Raw genomic sequence first — 12,838 nt, forward strand, 5'->3', positions numbered from 1 at the left:
TGTACGCGTCAGCCCGCACCGTTACCTGTGGTAATAGTGGTGGTGGTAATGGTCATAATGCTGCTGATGCGAATCATGGATGTTGTGTGCTCTGTTATTTAGCTGTCTGTGCTATACCTATATTGGTTAAAGTATCTGGCCATCTAAGTCAATGTATTTTTAACTTCGTCACGTTTCGAAACCACTTCACATACGCCCACACAGCCCGCAACAAACCACCAATATAGCCATAAGACAGACACATTACCGGGTAATAACACCATAAAGAAATAAAATGACAGAACTTTACTCTGGAATATTTTTTTCAATATCATGCAGTAATCTGTGCAACATTGCCGTATCACGTTGCTCGAGTAAGCCAATACGTTGTTGCAGCCAGTCGGCCAGTTTTACATCTCCAGCCACCTCGAGTCGTTCAAGCAAACGCGTGATACGCGCTCTTAACGCAATCAGCTGATTTTCGTCACTCTCCGTGACTACCGGGTTTGCCGTTTGTAACAGTGACGAGAGCTGATAACAATAAACCATCACCGCCTGCCCGAGATTCAATGAAGGATAATCAGCCACCATCGGTACGCCGGTTAACACATCGGCTAACGCCAGCTCATCGTTGGTGAGCCCGGAATCTTCACGACCAAACACCAGCGCCGCATGGCCCATCCACTGCGCTTTTTCCGCCAGCATCGGCACCAGCTCCTGCGGCGTCGCGTAGTAGTGAAAGCGTGCGCGGCTGCGCGCCGTCGTGGCAACGGTGAAGTCCACATCGTGAAGCGCCTCTGCCAGCGTGGGATAGCAGGTAATGCCTTCGAGGATGTCAGAAGAGCCGTGAGCGACCCACCCGGCCGCCGGTTCCAGATGGGCAACGCTATCGACAATACGTAGGTCGTTAAATCCCATCGTTTTCATGGCCCGGGCGGCGGCGCCGATATTTTCGGCCCTTGCTGGCGAAACCAGCACAATAGATAAGCGCATTTAAAGTTCTCTTAATTTGCTGTCTTCAGGCAATAATGTGATGTACTTCAACATATTGCGCAGCGCGAATTTACAAAAACGCAACAAAAATCACTGAAATGATGTTTCACAATACATAAAAGACGCTAAACTATTTACGGCAATATATGGCGTATTTTATGTTAACAGATAGCAGATATCTTACTGTTTATATGAACTATTTCCATTCGCGCTGAACGATAGTAATTGGATTCACCACATTTATCAGTTAACCTGTGCAACTACTTGAGTTGTGGAAAAAATGTGATAGGCGTTATCATTCCGGAGTGATGATTTCACCAAACTGTTAACGTGCTACAATTGAACTTGATATATGTCAACGAAGCGTAGGTTTATTGGCGGTCTGGTGCCTCTTTACCTGTTATGTTGCTGTTAAAATGGTTAGGATGACAACCGTTTTTGACACTGTCGGGTCCAGAGGGAAGAGTACCCACGACCAAGCTAATGATGTTGTTGACGTTGATGGAAAGTGCATCAAGAACGCAATTACGTACTTTAGTCATGTTACGCCGATCATGTTAATTTTCGACATGCATCAGGCAGGTCAGGGACTATTGGTACTTCCTGTTTCGATTTAGTTGGCAATTTAGGTAGCAAACATGCAGACCCCGCACATTCTTATCGTTGAAGACGAGTTGGTAACACGCAACACGTTAAAAAGTATTTTCGAAGCAGAAGGCTACGATGTTTTCGAAGCGACCGATGGCGCGGAAATGCATCAGATCCTGTCTGAAAATGATATCAACCTGGTAATCATGGATATCAACCTGCCAGGGAAAAATGGCCTGCTGCTGGCGCGCGAACTGCGTGAGCAAGCGAACGTTGCCCTGATGTTCCTGACCGGCCGCGACAATGAAGTCGACAAAATCCTCGGTCTGGAAATTGGCGCAGATGATTACATCACCAAGCCGTTCAACCCGCGTGAACTGACCATCCGTGCGCGCAACCTGCTGTCCCGTACCATGAACCTGGGTACCGTCAGCGAAGAACGCCGTAGCGTAGAAAGCTACAAGTTCAACGGCTGGGAGCTGGACATCAACAGCCGCTCTCTGGTGAGCCCGAACGGCGAGCAGTACAAGCTGCCGCGCAGTGAATTCCGCGCGATGCTGCACTTCTGTGAGAACCCGGGCAAGATTCAGTCTCGTGCTGAACTGCTGAAGAAAATGACCGGCCGTGAGCTGAAGCCGCACGACCGTACGGTTGACGTGACCATTCGTCGCATCCGTAAGCATTTTGAGTCTACGCCGGATACGCCGGAAATCATCGCCACCATTCACGGCGAAGGTTACCGCTTCTGCGGCGAGCTGCAGGAATAAAAAAACAAAACGGCGCGTTAAGCGCCGTTTTTATTTGCCTTAATCCTATCCTACTTCGCTTCGACGCTCCACGGCATAATAGGTACCGCGCTGATCGCATTCTTTGGCGAACCGTCAACGACTTTGTCTGAATAGGCTAAGTAGGCCAGCACGTTACGTTTCTTATCGTAGAACCGCACAACCTGTAGTGATTTAAACACCAGCGACGTGCGCTTTTTAAAGACCACGTCACCGTCCGCTTTGCCATTCTTAATTTTGTCGCTGAGGGTAACCGGCCCAATCTGCTGGCAGGAAATCGCCGCATCTGAGGTGTCTTCAGCCAGCCCCAGCCCCCCTTTAATACCGCCAGTCTTCGCTCGGCTCACGTAGCAGGTGACATTCTGCACGTCCGGATCGTCAAACGCTTCTACCACGATTTTATGATCGGGCCCGAACATTTTGAAAACCGTATCAACAGAACCAATCTGCTCCGCGTGGGCCGCCAGGCTGGAGACGCTGAGCAACAGGCCAGCCATTAATTTCTTGTATTTCATATTGTTACCATTTCCGTCGATTGAGTCGGGTGATTATTCAATATCTAATTAGAAAATGTTTAAAGATCACAGCTTTACAAAAAATAGGGCAATATCGAGTGTTAAAACGCATTTATGCATAAAAAAAACACCGAATGCTAAAACAGCAAAAGATGCTATTATCCGCTACTTTGGTAACAGGCACATAAGATTTTAAGGATGAGGGCATTTTATGGATCAAGCTGGAATTATTCGCGATCTCCTCGTTTGGCTGGAAGGCCATTTGGATCAGCCTCTATCGCTGGATAATGTGGCGGCAAAAGCGGGTTATTCTAAATGGCATCTGCAGCGTATGTTCAAAGATGTCACCGGCCATGCCATCGGTGCCTATATCCGCGCCCGCCGTCTGTCTAAATCTGCTGTTGCACTGCGCCTGACCGCTCGCCCGATCCTTGATATCGCGCTGCAGTATCGTTTTGACTCTCAGCAGACCTTTACACGGGCGTTCAAAAAGCAGTTTACGCTGACGCCGGCGCTGTATCGTCGTTCGCCGGACTGGAGCTCCTTTGGCATGCGGCCGCCTCTGCGCCTGGGCGAGTTTACGATGCCAAAATACGAGTTTATTACACTGCCAACTACCCATCTGCTGGGCGTAACCCAGAGCTATACCTGCAAGCTGGAAGAGATCTCCGATTTCCGCCAGCAGATGCGCGTCCAGTTCTGGACCGATTTCCTCGCCAACTCGCCGTCCATCCCGCCGATTCTGTACGGGCTGCACGAGCCTCGCCCTAGCCTGGAGAAAGACGACGAGCAGGAAGTGTTCTATACCACCGCGCTGACGCCAGAGATGGCCAACGGCCACGTGGACGACGTGCATCCGGTTACCCTTGAAGGCGGCGAATACGTGATGTTTACCTACGAAGGATTGGGAACCGGGGTGCAGGAGTTTATTCTGACGCTGTACGGCACCTGTATGCCAATGCTTAACCTGACGCGTCGTAAAGGTCAGGACATCGAACGCTTCTTCCCGCAGGACGAAGCGCGGAATCAGGAGCCGCCGATTATGCTGCGCTGCGAGTACCTGATTCCAATTCGTCGTTAACGCTGTAGCTCATCCAACGCAGGGGTATCGAGATGTGAGATATCCCCTGCCGTTTCAACCACCCATCCCGGCGCCAACCACAGGCTTTCCTGATAATCCACCCGCGAGATAGAGCAGTTACGCAGACGCAAGCGGCGCTCCGCGTGCGCAGGCAGCCCCAGAATAGTGCTCACCAGACAGCCTAGCGCGATACCGTGGCTCACCAGCAGCGGGCGACTGCCGGTTGGCAGATCGAGACAGGCGGCCAGCGCCGCATGCATACGCTCGCTCAGCTCCTGCATAGATTCGCCCTGCGGAATACGCCCGTCCGGCGTGCCGTTAACCACCTGACGACGCCACAGCTCTTCCTCCGCGGTTAATGAATCGAGGTGGCGCTGCTCCAGCACCCCCATATCTAACTCGCGCAGGCGCGCATCCAGCGTGACACCACAGCCGCAGGCATCGGCAATGATCTCAGCGGTACGGCGCGTACGGCCCAGATCGCTGGCAATGACGTGGGTGATGCCGTAGGTGCGCACGCGCTCACCTACCTGCATCGCCTGCTGCTCCCCTTTCTCCGTCAGGGGGCTATCGGACTGACCCTGAATACGCCGCTCGGCGTTCCAGCGGGTTTCGCCATGGCGAACAAGATATACCTGTAACATGTTTTTTATCCGTTATACTGCGATGACATTTTTTTATCTGAGTTGTGTAGATTATGCATCAAGTTGTCTCCGCTACCACCAATCCTGCCAAAATTCAGGCAATTCTTGCGGCATTTGACCAGATTTTTGGCGAAGGATCCTGCCAGGTCGATGCGATCTCCGTTGATACCGGCGTCCCGGAACAGCCGTTCGGCAGCGAACAAACGCGCGCAGGCGCACGTAACCGGGTCGCTAACGCGCGAGCAGCACGTCCGGACGCTGATTTTTGGGTGGCCATTGAAGCCGGAATTGATGAAGGTGCCACCTTTAGTTGGGTGGTTATTGAGAGCAGAGACCAACGCGGCGAGGCGCGTTCCGCCACCTTGCCTCTGCCGGAGACAATCCTCGAGCAGGTGCGCGCGGGGGAAGCGCTGGGGCCGGTGATGTCGAAGTACACCGGCATCGATAAGATTGGCAATAAAGAAGGCGCTATCGGCGTTTTCACCGCCGGCGTATTAACCCGCAGCAGCGTTTACCATCAGGCGGTGGTGCTGGCGCTTAGCCCGTTCCATAACGACCTGTATCACCGATAGATACTGATATCAGGCAAGCCATTGCGCACTGCCGGATGGCGGCTTCGCCTTATCCGGCCGACAACTGCAGGTAGGCCTGATAAGCGTAGCGCCATCAGGCAAGCCATCGCACACTACCAGATGACGGGCTTAGGTTTTAGGTAGGGTTTGTTCCAGCCACTGGCGCAGCTCTACTGGCGCCGATTTCAGGCTGTTCGATCCACGAGTGATCGTCGCGATCCCCGCGCCCAGCTCGTTTTTCAGCTCACGCTGGCTCATTTCGCCGCGCAGCAGTTCTTCGATAATACGCACGCGAGTACCCAATGCTTCGCGCTCGTCCGGGGTCATGATTAAATTAAGCAGCGGCTGTGCAAGATCGTCGGTATATGCCAGACGCAGAAGCTCCACAAAGCGAAGCCACTCCTGGTTACGCTGCTCAGCCATCGTCGCTGAATAAGGGGATTGTTGGGTCATGTCAGGCCACCATGTTATGCTTGTACTCTTAAACGAGTACAAGCATAACACAGGTCTTACCTATCAGTAACGTCGTTGCCACTCATTACTGCTGAGCACATCCTCTTTCTGGCCCATAAAGTGACGGTAATAGGCATCGTAGGCCAGCACGTTCTTCACGTAGCCGCGCGTTTCAGAGAACGGAATGCTCTCGATAAACGCGACCGCATCGATGCGCCCGGCGCTGTTGCCAAGCCAGGTGCGCACGCGACCCGGCCCGGCGTTATACGCCGCAGAAGCAAAAATACGGTTATTTTCAAACTGCTGGTAAACGTATTGCAGGTAGCTGGTGCCAATATTGATATTGGTTTCCGGATCGAGCAGCTGCGCAGGATTGCTGTAGCCCGGCAGATTAAACATTTTAACCGTATGGGTCGCAGTGCCCGGCATAATCTGCATCAGCCCGCTGGCACCTACCGGTGATTTCACCTTCGGGTTCCACGCGCTTTCCTGACGTGCAATCGCCATCGCGTAGCTTTGTGGCACGTCTTTACCTGCGGTGTAACGCACGAACAGGTCGTTATAGGCCAGCGGGAAACGTTCCTGCAAATTGTCCCACAGCTTGCCAGCGATGGTTGCCTGTACGCTAAGATCCCACCATTGGCGATCGAAAGCATAGCGAGCCAGCTGCGCCTGCTCGGTTTGATTACGGCTGCTCACCAGGTTTGCCCACTCGCTACGCGCAGTGTTGTCCTGATTCCAGTACATCAGTTCGCGCACGCGCGCCATTTCTGCGCCGTCGGTCAGCGTTGCGGAGATAGCCCCCGGCGCTTTATCGATACGCAGCATATAAGGCTCGCCCAAACGCTGCGCCGCCACCATCGGGTAGAACCCGCGCTGCTGCATCAGCGACAGCAAAATGCCGCGCGCTTCGTCATCGCGCCCTCGCTCCATCAACAAATCGGCCTGCCAGTAGCGCCACTCGTCTTTCTCTTTGGCCTCCATCGGCAACCGTGCCAGCCAGGTGTTCAGCCCGGTACGGTCGCCGGTACCCAGAGCCATACGCACGCGGCGTTCAATGAGCGAGGTCGACTGCGAACGCATAATGGCGTCATCCCGCCAGCGCGCCTGTTCATCGGTCACGTCAGTGCCCATCAGCCGCCAGGCGACAATATCGCGCAGCTCCTGAGTTTGTTCTTCATTCAGCTGCTGCGCCTGCACCAGCGTGGGAATCATCAGCCGTGCGTTTTCCACATCCTGGCGGGCAACGCTGCTAAACGCGACCGCCGCCAACTGACGGGTAAAGTCAGTCGCTCCGGTGGTACGGGCAAAAGTCAGCACGTTGTTGGGATTGTTATTCAGATCGGTAATCGCGCTGGCGATCGTTTGATATTCAGCCGGCATTTGCCCTGCCAGCACGTTCACCAGCCCCGTATTGCCAGCCTTCATCGCCAGACGAATGCGCTCCAGGTAAGCCAGCGGATCCTGAGTACCGGACGCGCGCCAGGCGCTAAACAGCGGATCGCAGGCATTGGGCCGACTTTGACCGGTAAGCCACAGGCTTTTTGCCCCCTCCCAGGCGCCCTGGGTATCGCCCACGTTATATTTGGCATAGTAATAGTTACACTGCGCCTCCGCAGTGCCGGGCTTATCGGGGCTAAACGCCAGCAGCCCGCGCCAGTCCTGGCGTCGGGCGAGCTCATTCACGAAGCGATTTTTTAACGTTCTGGCAGGCGGCAGCGTCGGGTTCGCCTGCACAAACTGGGTGACAGACAGCGCGGGCGTGTTCATCAGATCGCCGGAAAGCTGGCGGTATTCCAGGTACGGGTACAGCGGGTAGTCGCGCAGGGTCGGCATGAGCTGCGCCACCACCTCCATCTGGCCGTTGTCCCAGGCCTGTTTGATTTGCGCATAGCGGCTGCGCTGCTGGTCCAGCGAATCGGCGCGGGCAACGCTACTGACGGTCAGCAGGCAGATACCTGCTGCCAGCAGATGCCACGTAAATTGTTGGGCTTTTTGCACAAGCTCTTCCTCGTTGTCACGTTACGTCGGTGCAGCATCATGCCGCGTAATAAATTGATGCTAACGACTGATCGCGCAATGCGCCACGCCGTGAACACTTTTTTACGTTTTATCTGCGATGTCGCGCAGCTGAATTTGCCTGCTGGGATTGGACGGTGAAAACAGCTACACTTCGCCTTTGAAAAAACTCTATTCATCACGATAAAGAGGCGAAGTCCAACGTGGCTCAATTCGTTTATACCATGCATCGTGTCGGCAAAGTGGTTCCGCCGAAACGTCATATTCTTAAAAACATCTCGCTGAGCTTCTTCCCTGGCGCAAAAATCGGTGTTCTGGGTCTGAACGGCGCCGGTAAATCTACCCTACTGCGCATCATGGCCGGTATTGATACCGACATTGAAGGTGAAGCGCGCCCGCAGCCGGGCCTTAAAATTGGCTACCTGCCGCAGGAGCCGCAGCTGAATCCTGAACATACCGTTCGTGAATCCGTTGAAGAAGCCGTTGCCGAAGTGGTTAACGCGCTGAAAGGCCTGGACGAAGTGTACGCCAAGTACGCTGAACCGGACGCCGACTTCGACAAGCTGGCTGCCCAGCAGGGTAAGTTCGAAGAAATTATCCAGGCGCACGACGGCCACAACCTGAACGTGCAGCTTGAGCGCGCCGCTGATGCGCTGCGTCTGCCGGACTGGGACGCTAAAATCGAAAAACTCTCCGGTGGTGAACGCCGCCGCGTCGCGCTGTGCCGTCTGCTGCTGGAAAAACCAGACATGCTGCTGCTCGACGAACCCACTAACCACCTGGATGCGGAATCCGTCGCCTGGCTGGAACGCTTCCTGCACGACTTCGAAGGCACCGTTGTGGCGATTACCCACGACCGTTACTTCCTCGATAACGTTGCCGGTTGGATCCTCGAACTTGACCGCGGTGAAGGTATTCCGTGGGAAGGTAACTACTCCTCCTGGCTGGAGCAGAAAGATCAGCGTCTGGCTCAGGAAGCCTCTCAGGAAGCGGCTCGCCGCAAATCCATCGAGAAAGAGCTGGAGTGGGTTCGTCAGGGCGCGAAAGGTCGTCAGTCTAAAGGCAAAGCACGTCTGGCGCGTTTTGAAGAGCTCAACAACGTTGAGTATCAGAAACGTAACGAAACCAACGAACTGTTCATTCCACCTGGCGCACGTCTGGGCGACAAAGTTGTGGAAGTCAGCAACCTGCGTAAGTCCTATGGCGACCGCGTGCTGATCGACGACCTGAGCTTCTCCGTGCCGAAAGGCGCGATTGTCGGGATCATCGGCCCGAACGGCGCGGGTAAATCGACCCTGTTCCGCATGATGTCTGGCCAGGAACAGCCTGACAGCGGCTCAATCACCCTAGGTGAAACCGTGAAGCTGGCTTCGGTTGACCAGTTCCGCGATGCGATGGATAACAGCAAAACCGTGTGGGAAGAAGTGTCCGGCGGGCTGGATATCATGAAGATCGGCAACACCGAGATGCCAAGCCGCGCCTACGTTGGCCGCTTTAACTTTAAAGGCGTCGACCAGGGCAAACGCGTTGGCGAGCTGTCCGGCGGTGAGCGCGGTCGTCTGCACCTGGCGAAGCTGCTGCAGGTGGGCGGCAACGTCCTGCTGCTCGATGAACCGACCAACGACCTGGATATCGAAACCCTGCGCGCGCTGGAAAACGCCCTGCTGGAGTTCCCGGGCTGCGCAATGGTTATCTCGCACGACCGTTGGTTCCTCGACCGTATCGCGACCCACATTCTGGACTATCAGGATGAAGGTAAAGTGGAGTTCTTTGAAGGTAACTTCACCGAATACGAAGAGTACAAGAAACGCACGCTGGGCGCGGATGCGCTGGAGCCGAAGCGTATTAAGTACAAGCGTATTGCGAAGTAATGCGGTTCAAGCGGGTGGCGAAAGCCATCCGCTTTAATATTACTTAATACATAATAAAGAAATAATAAAAATATTCAGACGGATTTTAAATCATCTTTTTTAAATCGATAACGCTCACTATCCCTCCTTAAAATATAGCATCATCAAATACATCCTCCTTAAGAAAACCCTCTCATATATAATCACTATTGTTATGCCTTAACGACTGTGCTAAAAATGCCGCATGAATTTTGCTTTGCGATTATTCATAAAAACAATTTATGGATAGGAATCCATTTGAAATAAAAATACCATTTGATAATACACAAAGGAATGCAATGTCTTATCACATTATTTCCCATGCGTTATTCCGTTTGAACTCACGAAATAAAGGGTATGGATGAGAACTGGCTCACCACTGAAAATATATAAACCAACCCCATTAATTAAGTTCAATAAATAGCCCATGAATATGAATAAAGTGCTGTCTAGCCGTTTTATTGCCAGGAAAAAAAGGCTGGCTTGCTCGGTAATAAAAAAAATCCGACAAATCGATATTCAGCGCCATCTGTGGAAGGCCATTATCGCCGCCCCGATGTGCCTGTTGATTATCTATCTGGCGGTTTTCAGCCAGCCGCGCTACGTCAGTGAGTCTAAGGTCGCGGTTAAACGGCCCAACGAACTCGACAGTTCCAACCTGAATTTCGGCCTGCTGCTGGGGGCCTCTAACCCGTCATCCGCCGAAGATTCGTTGTACCTGAAAGAGTACATTAACTCACCGGATATGCTGCAAACTCTGGATAAGAAACTCAATTTTCATCACGCGTTTAGCCAAAGCGGCTGGGATTTCTTGTTCCACCTCCCCGCCGATATCACCGCAGAGCGTTATCTGGATTACTACCGCTCGCGCCTGAGCGTAAATTACGATGAAAAAACCGGCCTGCTGTCTATTGAAACGCAGGGGTTTACCCCCGAATTCGCGCAGGCGTTTAACCAGGCGGTGCTGAAAGAGTCCGAGCGTTTTATTAACGAGCTATCGCACAAAATCTCGCGCGAGCAGATGCAGTTTGCCGAAGAGCAGCTGCAGGAAACAAAAGATCGTCTGAGCGCAAGCAAAACCCAGCTATTAGCCTACCAGAATAGCAACAATGTGCTCGACCCAGCGGCGTCGGCGGAAGCGGCCACCACGTTGGTCAATACGCTAATCGCAAAGCGAATCGATATGGAAGCGGAGCTGCGTAATCTGCTGACCTATTTACGCGAAGATGCACCGCAGGTGGTCAGCACCAAAAATGCGATTAAGTCTTTACAGGCCCAGATTGACGTTGAGCAAAACAAAATCACCGCGCCGGACGGTAAGAAACTGAATAGCATGGCCGCTGATTTTGAAGATCTGAAAACCACGGTGAAATTCGATAATGATCTGTATGCGCTGGCGTTACAGGCTATTGAAAAAACGCGTCTGGAAAGCGCGCGTAAATTAAAAACGCTGTCTGTGATTAGCTCACCGCAACTGCCGCAAGAATCCAGATTTCCCAATGTACTGTATCTCTTAGCCAGTTGGTTATTGGTGTGTTGTCTGCTTTTTGGCACGGCCAAATTATTGATCGCCATTATTGAAGATCACAAAGACTAATTAACCGCCAATATCATTAACAGAGTCTATTATGAAATTAGTTAAAACGATTCTTGTATTGAGTATCCTGCAATCCTGCCAGGCGCTGGCGGTTGGAATTACCGCCGATCCGCAGCTGACGGGCGCGGCCGGGCTGCCTCAACTGCTGGCGGCCAAAGCACAAAGTACCGATAGCAGCGGTTTCGATAACACCCCAATTGCCCTGCCCTCGCCGCCGTTGAGCCGTATGTTCGGCGCACAGCTCTTCAATGGCTCCACGGCAGACAGCGGCACCAGTATTGGTTTCAACCCGGGTTATATCATCGGCTTAGGCGACACTATTCAGATTCGCCTGTGGGGCGCATTTAATTTCGACGGCGCGCTGCCCGTTGACCCGAAAGGCAATATTTTCGTGCCCAACGTCGGTCCGCTGAAGGTGAACGGCGTCAGTAACGGTCAGCTCAATAGCCTGGTCACGGCAAAAATCAAAGAAGTCTATCAGTCGAACGTCAACGTCTATGCCTCGCTGCTTCAGGCACAGCCGGTGAAAGTGTTCGTCACCGGCTACGTCAGAAACCCGGGGCTTTACGGCGGCGTGGCCTCCGACTCGCTGCTCTCCTATCTAAGCAAGGCGGGTGGTGTCGACAGCGAGCGCGGCAGCTATGTCGATATCACCGTGAAGCGCGGTAAAAGCGTGCGCTCGCACATCAACCTGTACGACTTCCTGCTGAACGGCTCGCTGAATCTGTCACAGTTTGCCGATGGCGATACCATCGTGGTCGGCCCGCGCCAGTATACCTTTAGCGTCGAAGGCGACGTGTATAACAGCTATGACTTCGAGTTTCACGATAGCAGCATCCCGGTAAACGAAGCGCTGCAATGGTCGCGGCCCAAGCCGGGCGCAACGCACTTTACCATTATCCGCCAGCAGGGTGCGATGAAGCGGACCGAGTACTACCCGCTTAGCAGCGCCTCCGGAAAAATGCTGCAAGACGGCGATAAACTGATCGTCAGCTCTGACCGCTATGCCGGAACAATCCAGGTCCGTATTGAAGGTGCCCACTCCGGCGAACACGCGGTGGTACTGCCGTATGGCTCGACCATGAAGCAGGTGCTGGCGCAGATAAAAACTAACAGCATGTCACAGCTCAGCAGCATACAGCTCTACCGCCACTCGGTGGCCGTACGCCAGAAAGAGATGCTCAATACTTCGCTGCAGAAGCTGGAGGAAGCCTCGCTTTCATCGCAGTCAGCGACTCAGGAAGAGGCTCGGCTGCGCGTGCAGGAAGCGCAGCTCGTCAGCCGCTTCGTCGCCAAAGCGCGCAACGTGGTGCCTAAGGGCCAGGTAGTGCTTAACGAGAGCAACCTCGACAGCGTCATTCTGGAAGACGGCGACGTTATCATCATTCCGGAAAAAACCTCGCTGGTCATGATCCACGGTTCGGTGCTGTTCCCCAACGCAATATCCTGGGATAAGAAGTTCGATGTGGATGACTACATTGAGAAGTGCGGCGGCCTGACGCAGAAATCGGGGCAGTCAAAAATTATCGTTATTCATCAGGATGGTTCCGCAGTCGATGCCGACGATGTCGATGACGTGAAGCCCGGCGACGAAATTATGGTCCTGCCGAAGTACGAAACGAAGAATCTGGAAGTGACGCGCGGTATCTCCACCATCCTTTACCAGATGGCGGTGGCGGCGAAGGTTATTTTGGATCTGTAACACATAGGGCGTGGCGGAGAG

At 53.3% G+C, this 12,838-nt stretch carries 12 protein-coding genes, 1 pseudogene and 1 other annotated feature (1 of these 14 cut by a window edge); of the genes and pseudogenes, 6 read left to right on the forward strand and 7 right to left on the reverse strand.

The features are described 5' to 3' along the window. Positions 1 to 70 (reverse strand) — a sequence feature (Thr leader region) (it extends 48 nt beyond the left edge of the window). The 3 genes and pseudogenes from thrL to yjjY form a co-directional block, all read right to left on the reverse strand. Beyond that, positions 9 to 77 (reverse strand): thr operon leader peptide, encoded by a 69-nt coding sequence (gene thrL, locus H7R56_RS28070; RefSeq protein WP_072129079.1) that lies wholly within the window; start codon positions 75 to 77, stop codon positions 9 to 11. (Overlaps the previous feature by 62 nt.) Before the next feature lie 208 nt (positions 78 to 285). Next, a complete protein-coding gene (locus H7R56_RS20935) occupies positions 286 to 972 on the reverse strand; it encodes a tRNA/rRNA methyltransferase (protein ID WP_106925260.1) in 687 nt (228 codons plus the stop codon). A 400-nt stretch (positions 973 to 1,372) separates the two neighbouring features. After that, positions 1,373 to 1,514: pseudogene (gene yjjY, locus H7R56_RS20940) on the reverse strand (protein YjjY). A gap of 96 nt (positions 1,515 to 1,610) precedes the next feature. Between yjjY and arcA the strand changes: the two are divergent. Then, the gene (arcA, locus tag H7R56_RS20945) at positions 1,611 to 2,327 is read left to right on the forward strand and encodes a two-component system response regulator ArcA (RefSeq protein WP_015966004.1); all 717 of its coding nucleotides are present in this window, start codon (positions 1,611 to 1,613) and stop codon (positions 2,325 to 2,327) included. Between the two features lie 50 nt (positions 2,328 to 2,377). Here arcA and creA read toward each other — a convergent pair whose 3' ends face one another. Then, positions 2,378 to 2,860 carry a protein CreA gene (gene creA / locus H7R56_RS20950; RefSeq protein WP_182928393.1) on the reverse strand — a complete coding sequence of 161 codons (483 nt, stop codon included), beginning with the start codon at positions 2,858 to 2,860 and terminating at the stop codon, positions 2,378 to 2,380. Between the two features lie 211 nt (positions 2,861 to 3,071). On the opposite strand from creA, the gene robA reads away from it, so the two are divergent. Continuing rightward, entirely contained in the window at positions 3,072 to 3,941 is an 870-nt protein-coding gene (gene robA, locus H7R56_RS20955; protein WP_106925256.1) for an MDR efflux pump AcrAB transcriptional activator RobA, read from the forward strand. Here robA and gpmB read toward each other — a convergent pair. Further along, the gene (gpmB, locus tag H7R56_RS20960; RefSeq protein ID WP_106925254.1) at positions 3,938 to 4,585 is read right to left on the reverse strand and encodes a 2,3-diphosphoglycerate-dependent phosphoglycerate mutase GpmB; all 648 of its coding nucleotides are present in this window, start codon (positions 4,583 to 4,585) and stop codon (positions 3,938 to 3,940) included. The genes robA and gpmB overlap by 4 nt on opposite strands. Positions 4,586 to 4,638: 53 nt before the next feature. Between gpmB and yjjX the strand changes: the two genes are divergently transcribed. Further along, a complete protein-coding gene (gene yjjX, locus H7R56_RS20965) occupies positions 4,639 to 5,157 on the forward strand; it encodes an inosine/xanthosine triphosphatase (RefSeq protein ID WP_106925252.1) in 519 nt (172 codons plus the stop codon). 129 nt (positions 5,158 to 5,286) lie between these two features. Here the strand turns inward: yjjX and trpR are convergent, their stop codons facing one another. After that, positions 5,287 to 5,610 carry a trp operon repressor gene (trpR, locus tag H7R56_RS20970; protein ID WP_106925250.1) on the reverse strand — a complete coding sequence of 108 codons (324 nt, stop codon included), beginning with the start codon at positions 5,608 to 5,610 and terminating at the stop codon, positions 5,287 to 5,289. A gap of 63 nt (positions 5,611 to 5,673) precedes the next feature. After that, positions 5,674 to 7,611, reverse strand: coding sequence for a murein transglycosylase (sltY, locus tag H7R56_RS20975; RefSeq protein ID WP_106925248.1), 1,938 nt, complete (start codon positions 7,609 to 7,611; stop codon positions 5,674 to 5,676). 221 nt (positions 7,612 to 7,832) lie between these two features. Here sltY and ettA point away from each other — a divergent pair, with 221 nt between their 5' ends. The 3 genes from ettA (at position 7,833) to H7R56_RS20990 (ending at position 12,817) form a co-directional block, all read left to right on the forward strand. Then, the gene (ettA, locus tag H7R56_RS20980) at positions 7,833 to 9,500 is read left to right on the forward strand and encodes an energy-dependent translational throttle protein EttA (protein WP_182928394.1); all 1,668 of its coding nucleotides are present in this window, start codon (positions 7,833 to 7,835) and stop codon (positions 9,498 to 9,500) included. Between the two features lie 445 nt (positions 9,501 to 9,945). Further along, positions 9,946 to 11,115, forward strand: coding sequence for a capsule biosynthesis protein (locus tag H7R56_RS20985; protein WP_106925244.1), 1,170 nt, complete (start codon positions 9,946 to 9,948; stop codon positions 11,113 to 11,115). 31 nt (positions 11,116 to 11,146) lie between these two features. Next, entirely contained in the window at positions 11,147 to 12,817 is a 1,671-nt protein-coding gene (locus H7R56_RS20990) for a polysaccharide biosynthesis/export family protein (protein ID WP_106925242.1), read from the forward strand. Positions 12,818 to 12,838 lie beyond the last annotated feature (21 nt).

This window comes from Klebsiella sp. WP3-W18-ESBL-02 (assembly GCF_014168815.1).
GTDB classification, from domain to species: Bacteria; Pseudomonadota; Gammaproteobacteria; order Enterobacterales; family Enterobacteriaceae; genus Kluyvera; species Kluyvera ascorbata_B.